At 22.8% G+C, this 22,132-nt stretch carries 17 protein-coding genes, 2 tRNA genes and 1 other RNA gene; 9 read left to right on the forward strand and 11 right to left on the reverse strand.

Annotated features, from left to right (window positions below):
- Positions 1-98: 98 nt before the first annotated feature.
- Positions 99-2,357 carry a hypothetical protein gene (locus tag ACJA27_RS03205; protein WP_406617858.1) on the forward strand — a complete coding sequence of 753 codons (2,259 nt, stop codon included), beginning with the start codon at positions 99-101 and terminating at the stop codon, positions 2,355-2,357.
- Positions 2,358-2,395: 38 nt separating this feature from the next.
- Here ACJA27_RS03205 and ACJA27_RS03210 read toward each other — a convergent pair whose 3' ends face one another.
- Positions 2,396-3,412, reverse strand: a complete 1,017-nt coding sequence (locus tag ACJA27_RS03210; RefSeq protein ID WP_406617859.1) for a hypothetical protein — start codon at positions 3,410-3,412, stop codon at positions 2,396-2,398.
- A gap of 178 nt (positions 3,413-3,590) precedes the next feature.
- Here ACJA27_RS03210 and ACJA27_RS03215 point away from each other — a divergent pair, with 178 nt between their 5' ends.
- Entirely contained in the window at positions 3,591-5,132 is a 1,542-nt protein-coding gene (locus ACJA27_RS03215) for an endonuclease (RefSeq protein ID WP_406617860.1), read from the forward strand.
- Positions 5,133-5,220: 88 nt separating this feature from the next.
- Entirely contained in the window at positions 5,221-5,403 is a 183-nt protein-coding gene (rpmB, locus tag ACJA27_RS03220; RefSeq protein WP_406617861.1) for a 50S ribosomal protein L28, read from the forward strand.
- A gap of 35 nt (positions 5,404-5,438) precedes the next feature.
- Here rpmB and ACJA27_RS03225 read toward each other — a convergent pair whose 3' ends face one another.
- Together ACJA27_RS03225 and ACJA27_RS03230 are read right to left on the reverse strand one after the other, a co-directional pair.
- The gene (locus ACJA27_RS03225; RefSeq protein WP_406617862.1) at positions 5,439-6,266 is read right to left on the reverse strand and encodes a deoxyribonuclease IV; all 828 of its coding nucleotides are present in this window, start codon (positions 6,264-6,266) and stop codon (positions 5,439-5,441) included.
- A gap of 39 nt (positions 6,267-6,305) precedes the next feature.
- Positions 6,306-7,313 (reverse strand): LacI family DNA-binding transcriptional regulator, encoded by a 1,008-nt coding sequence (locus ACJA27_RS03230; protein ID WP_406617863.1) that lies wholly within the window; start codon positions 7,311-7,313, stop codon positions 6,306-6,308.
- 55 nt (positions 7,314-7,368) lie between these two features.
- Between ACJA27_RS03230 and ffs the strand changes: the two genes are divergently transcribed.
- Together ffs and ACJA27_RS03240 are read left to right on the forward strand one after the other, a co-directional pair.
- Positions 7,369-7,465, forward strand: an RNA gene (gene ffs, locus ACJA27_RS03235) — signal recognition particle sRNA small type.
- 11 nt (positions 7,466-7,476) lie between these two features.
- A complete protein-coding gene (locus ACJA27_RS03240) occupies positions 7,477-8,502 on the forward strand; it encodes an NAD(P)H-dependent glycerol-3-phosphate dehydrogenase (RefSeq protein WP_406617864.1) in 1,026 nt (341 codons plus the stop codon).
- Between the two features lie 51 nt (positions 8,503-8,553).
- Here the strand turns inward: ACJA27_RS03240 and ACJA27_RS03245 are convergent, their stop codons facing one another.
- The 3 genes from ACJA27_RS03245 to ACJA27_RS03255 all read right to left on the reverse strand — a co-directional run bounded on the left by ACJA27_RS03245 (position 8,554) and on the right by ACJA27_RS03255 (position 12,455).
- A complete protein-coding gene (locus tag ACJA27_RS03245; protein ID WP_406617865.1) occupies positions 8,554-9,795 on the reverse strand; it encodes a DUF2179 domain-containing protein in 1,242 nt (413 codons plus the stop codon).
- 73 nt (positions 9,796-9,868) lie between these two features.
- Positions 9,869-10,534, reverse strand: coding sequence for a LemA family protein (locus ACJA27_RS03250; protein ID WP_406617866.1), 666 nt, complete (start codon positions 10,532-10,534; stop codon positions 9,869-9,871).
- A gap of 67 nt (positions 10,535-10,601) precedes the next feature.
- Positions 10,602-12,455 (reverse strand): MAG1210 family protein, encoded by a 1,854-nt coding sequence (locus ACJA27_RS03255; protein ID WP_406617868.1) that lies wholly within the window; start codon positions 12,453-12,455, stop codon positions 10,602-10,604.
- 82 nt (positions 12,456-12,537) lie between these two features.
- On the opposite strand from ACJA27_RS03255, the gene ACJA27_RS03260 reads away from it, so the two are divergent.
- Together ACJA27_RS03260 and ACJA27_RS03265 are read left to right on the forward strand one after the other, a co-directional pair.
- A tRNA-Tyr gene (locus ACJA27_RS03260) sits at positions 12,538-12,621 on the forward strand.
- A gap of 3 nt (positions 12,622-12,624) precedes the next feature.
- Positions 12,625-12,699: transfer RNA gene (locus tag ACJA27_RS03265), tRNA-Gln, on the forward strand.
- Positions 12,700-12,757: 58 nt separating this feature from the next.
- Here the strand turns inward: ACJA27_RS03265 and ACJA27_RS03270 are convergent.
- The 3 genes from ACJA27_RS03270 to ACJA27_RS03280 are packed head-to-tail and all read right to left on the reverse strand — an operon-like array spanning position 12,758 to position 18,341.
- Positions 12,758-14,554, reverse strand: coding sequence for a hypothetical protein (locus ACJA27_RS03270; RefSeq protein WP_406617869.1), 1,797 nt, complete (start codon positions 14,552-14,554; stop codon positions 12,758-12,760).
- Between the two features lie 42 nt (positions 14,555-14,596).
- Positions 14,597-15,841: a tryptophan synthase subunit beta gene (gene trpB, locus ACJA27_RS03275; protein WP_406617871.1), complete on the reverse strand. Its 1,245-nt coding sequence runs from the start codon at positions 15,839-15,841 to the stop codon at positions 14,597-14,599.
- Between the two features lie 10 nt (positions 15,842-15,851).
- The gene (locus ACJA27_RS03280; protein WP_406617872.1) at positions 15,852-18,341 is read right to left on the reverse strand and encodes an MAG1360 family OppF-related protein; all 2,490 of its coding nucleotides are present in this window, start codon (positions 18,339-18,341) and stop codon (positions 15,852-15,854) included.
- 78 nt (positions 18,342-18,419) lie between these two features.
- Between ACJA27_RS03280 and ACJA27_RS03285 the strand changes: the two genes are divergently transcribed.
- Positions 18,420-19,574 (forward strand): DUF2179 domain-containing protein, encoded by a 1,155-nt coding sequence (locus ACJA27_RS03285; RefSeq protein ID WP_406617873.1) that lies wholly within the window; start codon positions 18,420-18,422, stop codon positions 19,572-19,574.
- A gap of 26 nt (positions 19,575-19,600) precedes the next feature.
- On the opposite strand, the gene ACJA27_RS03290 is transcribed toward ACJA27_RS03285, so the two are convergent.
- Positions 19,601-20,347, reverse strand: coding sequence for a phosphotransferase family protein (locus tag ACJA27_RS03290; RefSeq protein ID WP_406617874.1), 747 nt, complete (start codon positions 20,345-20,347; stop codon positions 19,601-19,603).
- A gap of 2 nt (positions 20,348-20,349) precedes the next feature.
- A complete protein-coding gene (gene tpiA / locus ACJA27_RS03295) occupies positions 20,350-21,084 on the reverse strand; it encodes a triose-phosphate isomerase (protein ID WP_406617875.1) in 735 nt (244 codons plus the stop codon).
- Between the two features lie 160 nt (positions 21,085-21,244).
- Here tpiA and ACJA27_RS03300 point away from each other — a divergent pair, with 160 nt between their 5' ends.
- Entirely contained in the window at positions 21,245-22,132 is an 888-nt protein-coding gene (locus ACJA27_RS03300; RefSeq protein WP_406617876.1) for a hypothetical protein, read from the forward strand.

Raw genomic sequence — 22,132 nt, forward strand, 5'->3', positions numbered from 1 at the left:
ATAATTTTGTGAATAAAAATAAAGATTACAAATGAATATAATTCACTAAAAGAAGTGTCTTTTTCAAAGATACTTCTTTTATTTATATGGAGAATTTTATGAAAAAATCAAAAATATTACCTCTTGTTTTTTCAAGTTTGTCATTACCTATTGCAATGTTACCAATGTCATTTATTAGTTGTAATAAAAATACTCCTAAACCTAATCCAGAGCCTCAAAAACCTAATAATCCATCTAATCAAAAAGATAAAAAATTAGATGAAATTAATAATTGATTAAAAAATGAATTAAATGAAAATTTAAGCATAATAAATGGTAAAGAAAAAGAATTTCATGAAGCTGTTAAAAATGAAAATAGCTTTTGATATGATAGAAATTCTGGAAAAGTTATTACCACTAAAAAAGGCGAAAACCCTGACTGAAAAAACAATAAAAATTATTTACTAGAATTTAAAGGAATAAATATTCCTAAAAATTATTCAGCAGTAAATGCTAAGGAGCCTACTTGAGATAATGGTCAAAAATTATCAAGTAAATTGGATTATGAAATAGACAAAGATAATAATATTATCTTTAGTTATAAAGCCGCTATATATGATGGAGCTAATAAAAAACACACCATTTCTACAGAAATTGGTAAAACTAATTTAGGGAAAATAATTGATGAAAATACATTGGCTAAAATAGAAGAAATGAATGAAAAAGCTAATAAAGAAACTTCATTTGATTATCTTGATAAAGCTAATACTTATTTAAAAGATGCAGATAAGGAAAAAATTATTAAAAATATTCCTGATGGATATGAATTAGCTACTTATAAAGCAATTAAAAATGAAGAAAAAGAATATTATGATATAACAATAATATTTAAACTTAAAATTAAAAATAGTGAAATTACTATGCTTAAAAATGCTTCGTATACCATTAAAGGTTGAAAAAAAACTCAAGAAATTTTGGATTTTGAAAATGAAGCCAAAAATAAAATCAATGAACAAATAAATAAAACAAAAATTTCAATTTTAAATGAAAAAGCATATCAACACATAATAAATCATCATACTGTTAATAATTTTGATGGCAAACCTAATTTTTTAGCTAATGGTTTTGACACTAATTTATATAATGTTGAATTAATAAATGTCAAAATTGAAGAAAATAATGGAAAGAAAATTATTAAAGTTTCTACAAAAATGTCTGTTAAAAATAATAATGATATTTTTGTAGAAAAAGAAATTCAAGTAGAAGATGAATTTACAAAAGGCAAAAATTTTCATAATCTTACAAAAGAACAAATTAAATCTTATATAAATGAAAAATTAGAAAAAATGGTTTTATATCCTAAATATTCAAAAGACAAAACTTATATTGAAAAATTAAATAATGGAAAAATTACAAATAATTCATTTTGAATTGAAAATATAGATCACAATTTAAATAACAATTTTGGTTCATTAACTAAAGAAGGTGATAACTACTATGTAGATATAAAGACTTCTATTCTTGATTGGCCAGATAGTCCTACCATAACTAAAAAAATAAAAATTGATTTAACTAAATTAGGTATTGAAATTCTTAATGAAATAAGAAAAAACAAAGGGCAAGATCCATTACCTGATCAATTTGCTCCTTCTTCTACAATTGAAGAAGAAGTAGAACCAGATTTATCACTAGATAAATTTATAGATACACCTGAAGATGTTTATACTGCTAAATCTGCTCCTCAATTAAATGATTTCTTAAGTAAAATCAATCATTTGTATGCTTGAGATGAAGAACAATATAATATTATGAAAAATAATTCAGATAAAAAACTTATTCAAGTTTATAAAGTATCAAAAGAATATATTAAAAAAGGTAACTTATATTTTTATGATAACAATGCTTCTATAAGAAAAGATCAAACAGTTTATGTATTTTCTAAACCTGAATTTGTTAATAATAAATTAACTGTAAAAATTACTGCTATTCCTTTGCAAGATTATAATGCTGGAAGTATTGATTTAAATAAAATTGCATCTAAAAGAATTGAAATTAAAAATGATAAATGGGGCAAAGATTTATTTGACCAATATATTAAATCTTTAAAATTAAATGAAGAAATAAATAAATTAAACTTAACATATGATTTTAAAGATAAAGGTAATTTAGCTACTAAAGATGTATATCAATGAACTGAAGAAAAAATTAAAGAAAATATAATTGTTAATAATTTATCATCTGATTATCAAATAATTAAAGTTAAAAAATCAACTAAAGCACCTTCTAATAAAAAAATAATATTTTTCTTATATTTTAAAAAAGATAATATTGAGTCTTCCGTTCCAATAAAAATAACAATTAGTGGATTTAAAGAATAAAAAAAAGAAAAAAATTCAAGCAATGGCTTGAATTTTTCTTATTTCTTTTTATTTGAATAATGATTCATTCTCATTCATCTAGTACCATAAACATAAGTAATTTTATTAGAATAAAAATTTAAAGTTGAATTTTGTTCCAATATTTCACTATTTGTTTTTTTATTTTTAATTTTTGTAACTAATTTTAAAATTTGATTTTCAACATATCTAATTCCAAAACCTAGCCCAGCAAAAATTGAATAATGTAAAGAAACAGCAACAACTGTAAATAAATAGTAGTAGAAAGCAAATAAAGCATTATTTTTTATTTCTCCTACAATACCTTTTGTAACATTTTGAAAACTTGAACGTTCTCTATGCGAAACAGTAAAAATAACTGGAAGTTCATTACCATTTGTAATAAGTTTATTATTTTTTCAAGCGTGATAAAGTGCTTCATTACCTAATGTTCCTAAAATGTATATTCCTGTAAAAATTACTGCTGAATATAAAAAGATTTTATATGAAAATTTAGGGAAATTTCTAATTGCTCCTCACGCTCCTAAAACAAATAATACTAAATGATGGAACATTGAATGATTAGAATAAATAATTTCATCAACTAATACATTATTTGGAAAATATAGAAGAACAAAACTGCCACATCAAAGATTATAAGTAGTTAATCAAGATAATGTAACTTCTCTTGTTTTAATAAATCTTTTAGGAAAAAATATATAAAAAGGAGCTACATAATAAAATAAACTACATAAAACTGCTGGAAAATTACCAGTTCTATATTGGAATTTTCACTGTTTAGTTTTAGGATCTATATCTCCTAGCGCTGCAATTTGTTTTATTATTTCAAAAACAATTAAAATAATAAAAGCAGATAAATAAACCTTATGAATAAAACTTTCTTTTGGTTTCTTACTAATAAAAACCAAAATCAATAAAGTTATAATAGCTAATGAAATTCATATTCAATGAAATCAAGAGAATGCTGGTGGCCTTCCATTTGGAAAATTAAATGATTTAGGTCAAGGAGTCATTCAAAAATTTAAAAATTTTGTCATTTCTTTTTTCCTTTAAAACAAAAATATTTATTTATTATAAATAAAAATTCCTAAATTATTTTTATTTACTTTATTTGACTATAAAAATGTTGGTTTTTCTATGAAAAAATTACATATAAAACCTTATGAATATTTAAAAAAGTATAATTTAATTCCCACTATAAATAAGGAGAATATTATGAAAAAGAAACACTTAATATCTTTTTATACTTTAGGAATTGGAATAACTGCTACTATCCCATTGATTTCTACATCTTGTAAAGATAAATATTATTTAGAAAAATTTGCAGAAAAAATTACTTTTAAAATTAAAGAACATTTAAAAAACAAAATTTTTACAGAGGAGGAAATTTCTAAATTAACAATAAATGATTTTAATTTCGAATATACAGGAAATGATAATAAAACCATTACTGAATTTTTAAATGTTAAAGTTTCATATGACAAACAATATAAAAGGGTAAGAATAGATTTTGTTCTTAAAGATAAGAAGACACAAAAAACAATAGATTGATATTATTGGCATGATGATTCAATAAAAGTAAATAGCACTTCTATACCTCCTAAACCTCAACCAGATCCATCCATTAGTGAAGAAGAAAAAAATAAAATTATTAATGAACTAAATCAAATTAAATCTAATTTAACTTTTGATGTAAATAAAACTTTATTACCTTCAAAAGTTTTAAAAGAAAACATCAATGTAAAAAATCTAAATGAAAATAAAGCTACTATATCTATCTTAAACTTAATTGCCAATGATAGTGAAGGAACTTTAAAAATTCAATATAGAATCATAAGTAAAGAACAAAATTCAATAGTTGTAGATGGAGAAATTATTATTAATGATTTACAAAAATCAACAGTTACTCCTCCTAACCCTAATCCTTCAACTACTTCCAAACTTAAATATGATAGTTCAAATAATTATTATGCATCATTGCAAGGTAAAAATGGAAAAGAACTATTTGATGCCATCTTAAGTTTGCAATCCAAATATAAAAGCGGAATAAAAGGATACAATGATTTATATGATATTTATAAATCATCCTTTGTAGATAAATATTTTGAAAATAATGGTACTGTTTTAGATGTTTATAGTGAAAACCCTAATGGAACTGATCCATATGAATTTCATTTTGGAGAAACTGACGGAGGTGGAGGACATCCAAGACCTGGTTCAGTAGCAAATCAAGAAGGATGAAAATATAATAGAGAACATATTATTCCTCAATCTTGATTTAAAAAAGTAAATCCCACAAGAAATGATGCCCATTTTATTTGGCCAACTGATAAAATGGTAAATCAATGAAGAGGAAATATGCCTCACTATAAAGTAGAGGGTTCTGCTAAAATTTCTAAAAATGGTACTAAAATAAGCAATGATTATTGTGAACCTATTGATTACTTTAAAGGAGATTTTGCTAGAGCTTATTTCTATTTTCAAGCAACACATAAAAATGCACAAGATGGTAGGGCTTCTGAAGTATTTAAAACTGTTTATCCTTATTTCACTGAAAAGTTTTTGACTTGTTATCGCGAATGGGCAAAAAATGATCAAGTTGATATTATCGAAGTTGATCGAAATAATGCAATAGCTAAAATATATCAAGGATTAAGAAATCCCTTTATTGACTATCCTGAATTACCCGATCTTATTTTTGGAAATTCATCAAACGTCTTTGTAAATAAAGGTGTAGCAATTGGAGTAGAAAATTAAATCACTCATTTTTAAAAAGAATACTTTTACTATATAATAGATATTATCTATTTTATTTGCAAATATAATATTTTGAAAGGAGAACCAAATGTCAAGAAGATGCCAAATAACTGGTAAAGGTCCTCAATTTGGAAATACCCGTTCTCATGCTTTAAATGCTTCTAGAAGAAAATTTAATGTTAACTTACAAAAAATTACAGTTAATATTAATGGTCAAAAAGTAAAATTAAGAGTTAGTGCTAAAGCAGCTAAAACCTTAAAAAGAAAATAATTAAATAATCATCACTGTTTTAGTGATGATTATTTTTATGATTTTAACAATTCTTGAATTTCTAAATCATATATAGGCCCTGTACTTGGAACAGGAGTCTCCAAAATAATGGGAATATTATCAAAATCAGGATCATGAACAAATTTTCTTAATGTTTCTAATCCTATAAAACCTTTTCCTATATTTTCATGACGGTCTTTATGAGAAGCTAATTGGTTTTTTGAATCATTTAAATGTATAACTTTAATGTGTTTTAATAAATTTCATTTATTAATTTCTTGTTTAAATTCTTCATAATTTTGAATATTATATCCAGCATCTCAAACATGACAAGTGTCTAAACAAATTTGAATTCTTTCATTATTTACTTCATTTAAAATATATCTCATTTGTTCAAAATTAATACCAACTTCTGTACCCTTACCAGACATAGTTTCAATGCAAATAATTACATTTTTAGTTTTATCTAATATTTGTTTTAAAGAAATAACTAAAGTTTTTAAAGCTATTTCTGGAGTATAACTGGTATAAGCTCCTGGATGTAGAACTAAATATTTAGCATTAATATAATTCATTCTTTCAATTTCTTCAACTAAAAATTGAACTGCAAATTCACTCTTTTCAGGATTAGAAGGATTTACAACATAAGGAGCATGAACCACTATATCTTCTTCTTTTATTAAAGAAGAATATTTTTCTTTATATTCTTTATATTTGTATAAGGCTGTTGAAATTCGATTTGTATTTTGAGGCGCCCCTAAATATATCATTGCTGTATTTGCCTTATTTTTTAATGATTCTTCAATAGAACCAACTAAATAATTTGGTGATTTAAAAGAAATATGAGACCCTAGTTTTATCATTTTTACTCCTTAAAATAAAAAATGTAGACAATCTACATTTTAATTATTTACAATAATTTCTGGTTTAACTACTTTTGATTCACATTTTTGTTCTTTATTATAATTTTGAATCATTCTATGTATATGAAAACCTATTAAAGCATAATCTATAAAAATTTTGGCTTTATATCTTTTTGCTCTATCATAAACAGAAGCAAAACCTATATCAGTTAATCTTAAGTTTTTAATGCCTGAAGAAACTAAATTAATGTATGAATCATGAGTGGAACAAACAATATTGGTAATTTTTTCATCAATTATTTTTTTAAATAAATATTGACATTCAGAAGAATTTTTACTATTTAAATAATAGATTTCATAAGGTATTTGTTTTTCTTTGCAAGCAGTTTCAAATCCTTTTTTTCTTTCATTCATATCATCAATATCTAATTTAGTATCTAAAATAAAAAAAACCTTTTGATTTTCTTCTACAAATTTAATAAAACTACTTGTTAATTCATAAAAAGATTTTTCTAAATCAATAGTAATACTATTGTAACCTTCTATTTCATGTCCAAAAATAATAGCAGGAACATCTAAAGGATTGCTTTTCAAATATTCTTCTACTAAATAGTAATTTTTAGGTAAAAATAAAACTATTGAATTAGGTTTTCATGATTTAACATATTTAATAGTGTCTATATAATCATGAGGATCATTAGTTGAATAAGTAGTAACTACTTTTAAACTTTTTTTTCTAGCATCTGAATCAATACCATTCATAATTTGGGTAAAAGAATTTTCAAATCATTCTGGGACGATAACAAAAATAGTAGTATCTCTACCTCTTATTAATCTAGCACCATGGTTAGGATAATAATTTAATTCTTTTACAACTTTTTCAATGAGAGCTTTTCTCTTCTTACTTACATAACCACCATTGAAATATCTAGAAATCGTTCCTATTGAAGCACCAGTCAATTCTGTGATTTCTTTATAAGTTATATTTTTCTTCGTTTGTTTAGTTTTTTCTATTTTTTGATCTAAATCATCATTGCTATTAAACATAAAATTATTATAATATATTTATAAAATTATAATAATAATCAAAAATGCTATATAATGAAGGAGTCAATGGAACAATAACCTTGTAACCTGGTCAGGGTAGAAATACAGCAGCCATATCGAGAAGTGTTGTGTCTATTGACTTTTTTATTAAAAGAAGGACAATATGAAAGTAGAAGCAAATAATAATATTACTATTTTAGGAACAGGTGCATGAGGAAGCGCTTTAGCAAATGTTTTATCAAAAAATAATCACAATATAACTATGTGAGGAATTGATGAAAAAGAAATTGAAGATGTAAATAAAGGTTTTAATTCTAAATATTTTGGTGAAACTAATTTTGTAAATGCTAGAAATATAACCGCTACTAAAGATTTAAATAAAGCAATTCAAGATGCAAACTATATTATGATTGCCGTTCCTTCTTCTGCTATAGTTAGTGTTTTAAATCAAGTTAAAAATATCCTTCCCAAAAATAAAAAAGTAAATATTATCAATGTTTCAAAAGGGATTGAAGCAAAAACTAAAAAATTTTTTTCAGATATTATTAAAGATGAAATGAAAGGTTATCTAAATAATTATTGCACTTTAATAGGTCCTTCATTTGCTGTTGAAGTGTTTAACAATAGAGTAACAATGATAAATATTGTAGGTCCCAATAAATCATATTTAGAAGAAGTTTCTAGTTTATTTAATAATGATACATTTAGATTAGTTGTAACTAAAAATGAAAAAGGTGCAGAACTTTTTGCTGCTTTAAAAAATGTTTTAGCTTTAGGAATTGGAATTGTTAATCATTTCTATCCTTATGCTAACACAATTGCTGCTGCTTTATCTATAGGGGTAAAAGAAATAGCTTATATTTATGAAACAGTTTTTAAATCAGAAAATAGTAGTAAAGATAATATAGGATTTCAATTATCAGGAATAGGCGATATTTTCTTAACTTGTTCCTCTACTAAAAGTAGAAATTTTAGTTTTGGTTTAGAAGTAGGACAAAAAGGATTTAACAAGGCATTTGAAGAAAACAGCAAAACCGTTGAAGGTTATTATGCTGCAAAAATCTTACAAGAAATAATAGAAAAAAATAATCTAATAGAAAAAACACCATTTTTATATAGTATTATTCAAATTCTATATTTAAATAAAGATTCTAATTTAATATTAGATTTTACAAAAAATTACTACTAAGATCAAAATAATAAAATTTGCAACCCAAATATTAGGTTGCAAATTTTTATCTTAATTTAAATTATTTTTTTCGTTTTCTTCCAATAATTTGATTTTTTTCTTTTTCTTATCAACATTCATTGCTACATAAATATAACCGTCAGCTTTTTTTACGTCTGTTAAAGTAAAAAAAGCATTTTCATCAATTTTTCTTACAAATCTCAATAAACTAGCTGCATCAAAAAATAAACAAGTAGTATTTAAAATTTTTTGTTCTTTCAATGAATAACCACCTACAACTTTAGAAATACTTGTTGTATAAATTTTATTAGTTGTTTTTAACATTTCATTTATATAATCAACTTTTTGAGAATAAATTTCAACTCTTACTAAATTATATTTGGGAAACAAAATATTTACAATCAAACCATTAACAATAATCATTGAAATACCAGCCACAAAGTTAGGGTTAAGAAAAATGGAAGGCGATCATTTATTGGTATGGGCAGTATTTAATACATCATTAGAAATTAAACTAGCAGGAATATAAGTTCCTAATAAATTAGCCAAAATTAAGCTAACTAAATGAACAATGGTAAAAATAGTTCCTACACTTTTAAAAAATTTTCTTGAATATGCTATTCCTACTATATCAAATCCTCCAGAAGAAGAATGAATAATGAATAATGCTGAAGCTAAAATAGCTTGTACTATTGCTCAAGAAATAGCATAAAGAAATAAAGAAAGCTGTTTAATTGCATCTCGTTCATAATTTCAAAAAACAATTTGAATATTAAAATTTTCTAATTCATCTCATAAAATAGTACTATTGCCTTTATCTTTTGGTAATAACGAACCAAAAATAAAGATTTTTTCCATTCCCGGAATAGAACTAATTGCTATCCCAAAAATAGTAGAAAAAACCATAAAAATAGTCGTTAATCTAAAAAATCTTTTACTTATTTTAAAATAAGAAAAAATTAAAAGTGGTATATTCATAATTAAAACAAATAATCAAAATAAAATGTTATACATTATTTTACCCAATCTAGGGTTTTTATATTTGCTAATTAAAAAAGCTCCTAAACGTGCTATGGATTGCCCTAATCCCTCAACTCCCATTCCATATAATCCAGTATTTTGAACTAAAATAACTCCAAAAAATGAAAATAATAAAGCCATTAAAATAGTTAAAATAACTTGGTATTTAAATTTACTAACTTGATGTAAAACGGAAAAATGTAAAAAAGATTGAGATAATTTTATTTTTTTAACTTGTATTTCTGTTTCTGATGTATTTGTATCTTTTTTCATATTGTTTACTATTATAAAAAAAGATACAAAAATTCCCTTAACTAAATAAGGGAATTTTAAAAAATTATCACAATTAAAAGAATTTTGCTCTCGCTTGTTCTTTAACTTGACTAGAAGCAGCAAAAGGAATTCTTGTTGTATAACCCATTTTAGCAGCAACAATCATTTTTGCAGGTCATTCTTGAATTGCTGTATTTCATCTTAAAACAGTATCATTATAAACTTCACGTGCTGCAGTAATTTCTTTTTGTAAATATTGATTTTGTTTCATAGCATCAGCAATAGCTTGATGTGCTTTTAATTCTGGATATGCTTCAATATGCATTGCTAAACCAGTCATAATTTTATCAACTGAAGTTGAAACTTCATTTCTATTTGTTTCAGCAATATTAGCACCACCTCTATATGCTGCAACAGTAGTCATAACATCTTTATCTAAACTAACAGCTTTTTCAACAATACCAACTACATTTTGCATAATTTGTACTCTTTGTTCTAAAAAGTTATCAATTTGTGAAGCATTATGTTGAATTTTTTGTTCTAATTGTCCTAAAAATTTTCTAGCATTTATTTTTTTAAATAAGAAAATTAAACCAGGAATAATAAAAAGAACTCATAAAATAACTTCAAAAATTTTTGAACCAACCCCAACTTTTATAGGAATTTGTTTATTAATAACATTAACATCTCTACCTTGTTCTAAAATTGGATCTTTCATTTCATCTAATTGATTAGCCATTTTTCTCCTTCATATTTTATTTTTATTTGTATATTAATTTTATCATTTTAACAACTTTATTTATATACTATAAAATCTTAACAATGGTTGATTTGCTTTGTAAATAAGAATCATTAATGATTTTTTTAGAATCTTCATTTAATTCAAAACCTGGGAATATTGAACTATATTCATTTTTTCATTCTTCATTTTCTCTATAATGATCAAGAGCTGTTATTTCTACTGTTGAATTTTTATCAACAACTATATATTCATATCAAACAACGGGAACATCGTGATAATTTCCATCACCACCTCTCACAGTAACATAATCAGTTCTTTTTTCTGCTTTATAACCTCATGAATTAACTTCTACTAAATCTGTGTATTGATCTTTTGATTGTATAAATTTTGTTTTAATAATATTTTCTGTAACTGATTCTAAAGGTTTAAAAAATGAACCTAAATTATTTAAAATATTTTCATATTCATAAGAATCTAATTTGCTTTCTTGTTTATCTCTATAAATATATTCATGAGTTGGCGTTTGCTGATAAATAGGAATTGATAATAAAGGGGCAAAAGTAAAATAAATATGTTTAAAATATTTTAAATTGCTAATTAAAAAGTTTCTTTGAATTTCCCCAAAATCATAACTAGTATAATCTTCTTCTTCATCTAATTCCAAATTTAAGTCCATTAAATGTTCAGGAATTATTAAGTTAATTTTTCCAGATTTTCCAAATTTAAAATCATCACCATAACCAATTGTTTTATCTTTTAAAAGTGTTGTTAAAGATTTTTGAGCTAAAGGGGTAAATAGCATTCTAAATCCTTTTTCATCATTTCTATTAAAAGCATTTCAAATAACATCAAAATCAGAATTTCCTAATAAAGTAAAATTATTATTTCCAATATTTTTATCAGCGTTTTTTGTTAATTCTTTTGTTTTACTTTTTATATATTTTTCCAATTCTTTATCTGTTTTTTTGTGAGCATATATTGGAGAACGTGAAAAAGATAATTTAGGTTCAACTTCTGATCCTAAAATAAGATAATTACATTTATTATAGTAAGGATAAGGTTTTTTAAGACTAGCTGTCAAAGTTTCGGTTCTTGTTCTGGTATGTATATGTCCTTGTGAATCTGAATAAGTTTCACTCCAACTTATTGTTAAATGCCCATAATAAATTTTTGTTCCCATTGTATGAGTAACATCACCAGCTATAACAAAAGGATTACCTTTAATTTCTCCAGATTTAACATAATAAAATGATTGCTCATTATTGTTATATTCATTTAAATCAAAATCATTTTCTAATCTTGATAACTTTTGTTTATCAAAGTATCTATCCAATTTAATTAAAGGTATAGATTGATTAAATAACGTTTCTCTTGTTCCGTGTTTAAATAAAGCATTTAATGGTTTCATTTGATCATTAGCTTCTAATAAAAAATTATTTAATTTTTCTTCTTCTTTATTTTTTAAAACGGTAATTTTTTTAATTTTAGGAATAATTATTTTTCCTAAAAGAGTTGAAAATAAAATAATAAAAAGCAATGACATAGAAAGAATAATTGCTAAAACTTTAGTAAATTTATTTTCTATGTGATATATTAATGCATCATATTGGTCATAAATATTTATAGGTAAAAATAAGGGAACAGTATAACCTATAAAAGTAAGAGAAAACAATACAATACATATAATCATAAAAATTTTTCAAAATGATAAACCTTTTAATTTGTTTGCCATTTTTGTTTTTTCTTGCTTAGATTTATTAATTTTTTTAACAGTTGCTTTGTTTTTTTCTACATCTATGTTTGATTTTTTTACTAAATTATTAAAATAATTTTCTACATTTTCTTGGTGCTTTTCAAGCAATGGTTGAAATTCATTTAATGGTTCATATATATCATTATATAAAACATTTGTATCCATTTATTTCCCCTTTATATTAGTTAATAATTAATTATACTATTTTAATTTTGTATTATAATTTTTATGCTATTTTAGCAAAGATGGAGGGGTAGCGAAGCGGCCAAACGCGGGTGGCTGTAACCCACTTCCTCACGGTTCGGGGGTTCGAATCCCTCCCCCTCCACCATTTTGCCCCATAGCCAAGCGGTAAGGCATTGGTTTTTGGTACCAACACGCGTTAGTTCGAATCTAACTGGGGCAGCCATATCATTAAATTGAATATAAAAAAATGACGTTTTTATTTACGTCATTTTTTTATTATTTTATTTTAAAAAATTTGCTGCATTTTGAATATGATGAGCTAATGTTTTATAAACTTCCTTTCAAGAAGTAAGTCTTGGTGGTATAAAAACATTTGTTTCAATAACTTTTTTTACCTCATCATAAACTTGTTTATATGAATTTATCATAGAAATCAATTGATTATTAGTGTTTAATATTTCTATTTTATCTATTAAAGATTTATAAATAGTTAATAATATTTTTGATTTTTCTTTTGCTTCATCTTCATTGATATCAATTTGATTACTTATTTGAGCAGTTGAAATATCTCTATTTAATGTTGCAATTCTAGTTAATAAATCATTATTAATATTTGTGGCATTATTTTGGTCTTGTAGATTTTGTTCTTTAAATTGTTGTGCTTCTTTAACTTTTTCTTCTAATGCTTTATACGAAGCTAATTCTTTATATTCAACTTTTGAAAGTAAAGTAATTTCAGAAATTTTTAAGTTTTCATCAAAAATATCACTAATTTTTGCTTCTTTAATTAAAAGTTCAGTTAAAGTTATAACTTCCAAAATACTATTTTTAGCATTATTAAATTTTGTAATTGTATTTGCTGTTTTTAATTCATTAGAAAATTCACTTAAGGCAGTTAAATTAACAGTAATAGCAGATATATGTTTATAGAAACTTGAATTTACTTTGTTTTTTAATTCATCAATTTTAGGTTGTAATTCTTTAAAAGTTTCTGCTACTTTCATTTTAATAGAATATTTATTAGCAATTAAAGCATTTAAATTAAGTTCGAATTCTTTTAATTTATTAGTATAATTTTTAATTTCTTTATCTTTTAATAATTGAGATTTAATTTTGTTTTGTACTTCTATAACAAAACTTACAAATTCTTTATATTCTTTTTCATTTGCTATTTCTTTACCATAATTAACTGGTGAATTATCTAATGTTTTTTTAGCATTTTTTATTTTTGAAATGAAATTATCTAAAATAAGATTATCTTCAAATCTGTATAAGGTATATCTGTTTTTTTGGAATTGTAAAGAAAATTTTCTCATTTCAGCAGAATTTTCTTCTTTAATTTCCAAAGCTAAAACTTTATTAGCTAATTCTACAGTTTGTTTATAAAATTCATTTTTAGTAATTTCTGGATTTAATGTTTCTAATTTCTTTTCTTTAAGAAAACTCAAGGCATCTAATTTAGAGCTTAAAATTTCTTTATATTTTTTAATGTGTAAAAAATATTTATATACATCATCTAATTCCTTAGATTTAGTTTCATATCTATCATTAAATTTTAATAGTTTAAAATAATTAGTTCTAAAATCCTTTAACTCTTTAATAATAGAAAAAGTTTTATCATATTTTTCAACTGTTAAAATATCATTAAATATTTGCTCTAAATAGGTAAATGAACCAAGATTTTTTAATTCTGAAAATTTTTGAAATGGGAATTTTGCAAAATCATTCGGTAAGGTTGATATCATTTCATCAATTTTAGTATTAACTTCTGTTGCTTTTTCTAATACATAAAGAGGCATTGATGACAATAATGTTTTATAAAAATTGGATAATTTAACTATTTCATCATATTTGTGATTAAATTCTTCATTATTACCATTGTTTCTATAATCTCTAAAATTTTGCAAAATATCTGTTACTCTATTCAAAAAATTTACAGAAAGATTATTATTATCATATATGGTTTTAGTTTTATCTATCACTTCTGTTTTTTTACATGAAGCAGATAAAGCTAAACTAGAAGTAACAATAGAAGTTGTTAGTCCTAAAAAAAATAATTTTTTGTTTAATTTATTCATATTTTCTCCTTTATATATAAATAATGTTTCTTTAGTTTTAAATTATTTTTGTTTTTTTCTAAATTCTTCAATTTCACTTTGACAATTATTTAAAATAAAATCTAAATCTTTATCACCACGTCCAGATAAAGTAACTAAAATATCTAAATCTTTATCTTTATTTTCTTTAGCTAATTTAATAGCATAAGCTAGAGCATGTGAAGATTCTAAAGCAGGAATAATTCCTTCTTTAGAACACATTAGTAAAAATGCTTCAATAGATTCTTTATCATCTATTGCTACATATTCACTTAATTTTTGTTCTTTTAAATAAGGATGTTCAGGACCTACCCCTGGATAATCCAATCCAGAAGCAATAGAATAAACAGAAGCAGGATTATTATTTTTGTCCTGTAATACTATTGATTTAAAACCATGAAGAATACCTTCTTTACCATAACTTAAGGTAGCAGCATTTTGTCCTTCTTTTGTTCCCTTACCTAAAGGTTCAACCCCAATTAATTTTGATTCAGTATAAAGAAATGGTATAAAAGTTCCAATAGAATTAGAACCTCCACCAACACAAGCAATTACATAATCTGGTAATTTATGGTAATCGGTTAAAAATTGTTCTTTTGCTTCTTCTCCAATTATTGATTGGAAATCTCTAATAATTTTAGGAAAAGGATGAGGACCTAAAGCAGAACCTATGCAATATAAAGAATCTTTATATTGTTCTTTATAAGCCTTGAAGGCAGAATCGACCGCTTCCTTTAAAGTTTGATTTCCTTCTTTAACTTCAACTATTTTTGCTCCTAATATTTTCATTTTTTCAACATTAGGTTTTTGTTTTTTAATATCAACTAAGCCCATATGAATTTCACATTCTAACCCAAAATGAGCAGCTGCAATGGCAACTGCAGAACCATGAGAACCTGCTCCCGTTTCAGCAATAAGTTTCTTTTTTCCTAACATTTTAGCAAATAAAGCTTCACCCATACAATGATTTAATTTATGAGAACCACCTTCATTTTGATCTTCTCTTTTTATATAAATTTTAGATTTGCCTATACTTTCACTTAAATTTTTACAATAATAAAGAGCAGTCGGTCTACCTTGAAAATTTTTTCTAATGTATTTTAATTCCTCTTTAAATTCTTTGTTAGGAGAAATTTTTTCATATTGAAGTGATAATTCTTCAAATATTTTTTTCATTTCTTCATCTAAATAATTACCACCATATTTACCAAAAAAACCATCTTTAGTTGGTGTATTTTCTAAATATTTTTCTAATTTAGTATTTTTCATTTTTCCTTCTTTAATAAGCATTTTCATTTTCAATTGTAGAAATTTTAGTATTTTCTTTTTCATTATTTAAAATTGAATTAAATTCATTAGTCATTTCTTGAACATTTTTCCCATATTTTCTAATACATTCATCTATAAATTTTGAATCAGTTTTATAATCTAAAATTAAACTTTCTATTTCATTTACTGAATCATCAAAAATTTCATTTTCTTGAGTAACAGTTAATGAATCAATTGTGACTTTATTTTGATTTTCGTTTTCTTCAATAACATTATTTATAATTTTTTCATTGCTATTTTCAGAATTTTTAATTCACTTTTTAATCCATTTAGAAGGCCCTATTAAAAAATGATTATCATTTATATAGTAAATATTTGAATATAAATATTCATATTCATTAAAATAAATATCATTAGCTAATAATTCTCGATTTTGCAATTTATGTTTTAAAAATGGATGGATAGGGTATTTAATAATTTCTTCAGTCTCACCATATTCAATTAATTTATCATTAGAAATAACATATAACACATCAAAGTTGCTAATGCTAAGCAAATCAACATCTTTTGTTAAAAAAAGTTGTGTTGTTTTATTATTTTTACATAATTCATCTACAACTCTTAAAATTTCTTTTTTTACATTTGGATCAATTTTATTTTCTTGTAAGTAATCTGTAATTATTAATAATTTAGGTGAATAAATCATTTTTGTAGATAACAATAATTTTATTTTACTTATATATTCTAATGTATTAAAAGGTCTAATTAAATTTTTATATTTAATAGAAGTTTTTTCATTTAATAATAAAATCTTAAAAATCAATTGATATTTAGATAAATATTCTTTAATCTTATAAAAATTATCTAAATTAAAAAAACAAGAATAAATAATATTAGAAATGAATTTAAATTTTTGATTAAACAAAATATTATTGTCTAAATTTTTTAATAAAAATTCTGTTTCTTTTTTTCATAACTCATCATTATTTTTATTTAATATAAGTTTTAATTTTTTAATAAATTCTTTTTTATAATTTTCTAATATTTTTTTATAACTTATCAATTTATTAAAAGTTTTTTTAATATCATTGCTATATATTTTTTTATTAAAAATATATTCTTTTTTAATTTTATTAGTATTCCATTCTTTGTTAGATTTAGATTTTTCTATATTGTCTTTAATTCTTTTCTTTTCAAAATCTTTATCATATTCAGGTCTAGAAATAGTTTTGTAATTTAACTCTTCTTTAATATTATTTAAATGTTCAAAAATTTTTGATTTCATTTTTTCATAATTATCTTTTGATCTAGCAATATAAATATCTAATGGAAAATAAAAATTATTATTTATGTCTTTTTTAATTTTTGAATCAAGATAAATTTCATCAGTTTTTGGATCAATTTTATTTAAAAAATTAACACTAAACATTTTTTGTTCAAACTCTAAATTTTGAACCATTTCTTCAATGTCTTCTATATTTAAGTAAAGCATTTTATGATAATATTTTTTTAATATTTGGTTGCATTTATGATTTAAATATGCTGTCTTTAATAAATATTTATGAACAGAATGAATATTTCTAAAATTATTAGCTTTTTCTAGAGAAACTCTTGTTTTATCAAAGAAATTATCTATTACATATTTAAAATATTTCTTAATAATTTTTTTATGTTCTTTCAAATTATTTTTAATTGTTGAAATAACATTTTTTTCATCTCTAATGTAAAGATTATGCTTTAAATTTTTTTGTGACTTTTCCCTTATAAAAGAAAGAAAATTATATTCAATATTGTTTGTCAACAATTCTAATTCTTCTTCTGATTTCTTACTATTTTCTATATTTAGAAATTCAATTTTTTCTGCTCATTTTTTTAAAAATTCTAATTCAGATTCAATTAATTTTTTTTCATATTCTTCAATTTCTTCTAAAAATTTTTTAATATTTTCATTAAAAATTCAATATTTTTTATTTAAAAAATTATTTTTTATATTTTCATTTAAAGGTTTCAAAATAGTGTCTAAATTTCTAAAAGTATCTTTTAAAAATAGGGCATATTCATTACAACTTTTTATAAATTCATTTTTAATAAAAAATTCATTTTTATTAAATAAATTTCATAAAATATTTTTTCTTTTTTTGTCTATTTTATAGGTTTTTTCATAAATTTTTAATTGATATAAAAAAGGTATTTCATTATCTAAAGAATCAACATTATTTATATCAAAATAAGCAATATTATTAAAATTATTTAATTTCATATCTGTTATATTAACTAAATTATTCTGATTATCATATTCAAAATAACTATAGTTAGCATTAGTATTATGAACTATTTTTTTTAAGGTTTTGTTTTCTAATATTTTATTTTCACCAAGTAAAAACAAACCGTTTTTTTTATTTTTTTCAACCGATAAATAAGGAATATTTATGTATTCCTCTATGTTTTTAAAATCATATAAATGTTCAAACTTAAATAAAATATCTTTCGTGTTTTTCATAAGTATTTTAAGTATACATTTTAATATATAAATAAACAAAATTATTAATAAAATAAATCTATAAATTATAATTGTGATATGAAAAAAAATGACCAAAATAAACCTGGTTTTAATAGAGTAAATATAAAAGATTCAATATTAAAATTTTCATTTTTGCATCGGGTTGAAAAACTTTGATTGCAAGTGTTATTAACAATTGTTATAGCAGTAATTTTTTCTTTCATAGCGATGCTTTTAATTCAAAATACTGGACTATATGGTTTTGGAGTAGATGCAATTAGTCATGGATTTGGAAGATTATTTGGATTTTTAACTTGGTATTTCAGTAAAAACAAAAATTTATCAAGGTATATATTTATTATTTTTTTCTGATTGGTTAATTTTTTAATTAACATTCCTTTATTCTTTTTTGCTTATAAAAAAATAAATAAAAACTTTGCTTTATTAAACTTTATATTTATGTTATTTTCAACAATAGCAGGTATTGGTTTTGGTTTTACTAAAGGTAGTGAAAATTGAACATTTTTTGGTAATTCTATCAATGAAAATCTAGCTAAAGACACTAATAATATTGTTCAATCTTTATTTTGGCAAAATGATGATGACTATAAAATGTATTTCTTAGTATTTATTTATGGAATTTTATGAGCTATTATTCAAGGTATTTTCGCTGCTGCTCTTTTAATTCTTAATTCTTCAACCGCTGGTTTTGACATTTTAGTTGTTTGATATACACAAAAAAAGATTGTAAATTTAGGATATATTTATACAATTTTTCACATTGCTTGTTTATTATTTGCCAATACTATTGGTACTTATATTCCTGCTTCAATTTCTCCAAATACTCCTCAAAATTGAGAATTTAAAGTATTTTTTAATCCTAATTTAATTAGTAGTTTAATTATGATCTTACTTAATGGTGTGATAATCGATATTATTTTCCCAAAATATAAGATTGTTAAAATGGAAATCTTTACTAACCAAATTGAACAAATTAGAAAAGAAATATATGAAATACCTCATAAAAGATTTCAAATGAGTATTATTAATACAACTGGTGGCTTTTCCAACAAAGAAGGAAAATTAATTGTTATTAAATGTTTTTATACTGATACTCCGGACATTATCAAAATAATAGAAGCATATGATCCAAATGCTTTTGTTTCAATAATAGATATTTCCAAAACTTTTGGTTATATGTTTGTTTCTCAATCTAACTCTTTAACAAAATAAATCCCAAAAGCCTTGGGATTTATTTTTTATTTAAATTTTTGTAATTGTTCATTCAATATATACATTTTGTTCTCATAAATATCAGTTTTAAAAGGTAATTGTTGTTGTGAATGAGCTCACATTACTACTAAAGAATTAACTAATATTCTATGCAATATTAAAATTTTTTCATCAAATTCTGGACCATAAGCATTTAAAAAAATATTTATTTGCTCATTACTTAATTCTTGGCTTTCAATAAAATATGCTAAATCAAAATGAATATCACCTAATGTAGCATATTCTCAATCTATAAAAAATATTTTTCCTTTTTCATCTTGAATCATATTTCTAGTTCATAAATCATTATGAAGAGGAATATTTTTATTCATATTAGAAAGAATTTTATTTATTAATCTATAAAAGTCATTCAATGCTTTAATTTGAATATTTTTTTCTATCAATATTTTTCTATAATGTTTAACTCTAGAAGCGTGATTAGAAGGTGGAAATTTTAAATTAGAAGAATGTAAAATTTTTAAATTATTAGCTATTTTCATTAAATTTTCATTATTTAAAGTTGGTGTATTTCCTTTTATTATTTCTCATTCTAAAAAATTATGTTGATTAGACAATAATTTTGGAACAAAATCAAAAACTGATAATATTTTATAATCAATTTTGTGATTAAAGCTAGTAAATATTTTTTCTTGAACAAACTTATTATTTTGAAAATAACTTATATTAGTTAAACCAACTTTTATATATTCTCTTTTATTTTCTTGATTTTGCATAACTATTTATTTAAAGTTAATAATTTAATAAATTTTTTAACATCTAAGCTTGCATTTCCTACTAAACAACCATTGATACCAGGAATTTCACAAATTTTTTGAATATTTTCAGGACAAACACTACCGCCATAAAGAATTTGAATATTTGGATTTAGTATTGAATGTATGTAATCAATTATTTCAGAAATAATTTCTTCTGTAGCGGATTCTCCAGAACCAATTGCCCAAATGGGTTCATATGTAATTATTACTTTGGATTCATCTATATTTTCAAGAACTTCTTTAATTTGTTTTTTTATAACTTCTTTTGTTTTCTTGCTTTCGAATTCTTCTAAACTTTCACCTACGCAAACAATAGGTTTTAAGCCAGCCTCAATAGCTAATTTAGCTTTTTTATTTATAATTTGATTTGTTTCATTACAATATTTTCTTCTTTCAGAATGACCTATAATTACATATTTAACATCTAAATCTTTTAACATTTCGGCACTAACTTCACCAGTTCTAGAATATTTTTCAAAACTAGAAACATCTTGTGCTACATATTGCATATTTTTAACTCTATTTAATTTCAATGCTGGTATATTAATAAATGAAGGAGCAATTCCAAAAATTATATTTTCATATAAATTTTTTTTATTTTGTTTGTATTCATAATAAAAATCTTCTATAAATTCTGCTGTTTCTGAAAAATTTTTATTCATTTTTCAATTTCCTATTATCATCAATTGTTTCATTAAAATACCTCCACCCAAAATTAAGTTATAAATAATATAATTTAATTATAGAATAAAGATTACAAAACAAAGAATATGCATAGAAAATCTAAATAAATTTTCATAAAAATGTAAATATCAAAAATAATGTCTAACATATTACTAATAGGAGAATCCCTAAATGGATAAAAAAGAAGACCTTTCAAATTGCTTATATAAACATTCTATAATATGACAACATCAATTAAATTTAGAATATGAGTATAAAAATAAAAATGTTTCATCTGCCTTTAAAGGAATTGGAGCATTTGGAGAACTATTTGCTGCTTTGTATAATGAAAATTATATGGGATCAGGTTCTGGTGGAATGGGATTTGATTTAATTAATAAAAAAGATAAAAAAGAAATAGAAGTAAAAACTTCAGTAACATTTCAATCAAATAAATGCAAATCTTGTGGATTCAAATTTTCTAAAATATTTAAAAATTGTTCAAATTGTAATTCTAATAATTTTGAAGAAATAAATGATAGTAGGTTTTCTATAAATGCAAAATCACTATTAGACGCATATGATAAAAATATATTGGATTCTTTATTTGTTTTTCACATTTTTGATAAAGAAGATTGCATAAATTTAAATACTGGTGAAGTTGTTTTTATAATCAATTGCTATAAAATAAAATTTAATTATGATAATTCTATTTATGAAAATAAAAAAATAGAATATTTTAAAAATCAAAGAGATAAAAGTAATAAAAGTAATTCTTGCAATTTATTACCATTGTCATATGATTTTTGATTATTATCTCCTAAATATTTTGACAGTTGAGAAGTAACTATTAACTTTAAAGAATTAAATAAAAAACCAATTATTAAAAACAATTGAAACCAAAAATTGGAAAATATATTTATAAAAATAAATATATGTATAAATGATGAAGAAAGACAAATATTTAAACAAGTAAGTGGAGGTGAAGATTTTCTTCCACTCATTGAGTTTGTAAAAAATTTCAATCATAGAAAAAAGAAATTTAATAAAGATAGAGGAAAAATAAAAAGCATATTGTAA

The sequence above is a fragment of the Mycoplasmopsis lipophila genome, from assembly GCF_045276895.1.
Taxonomy (GTDB): Bacteria; Bacillota_I; Bacilli_A; order Mycoplasmatales; family Metamycoplasmataceae; genus Mycoplasmopsis; species Mycoplasmopsis lipophila.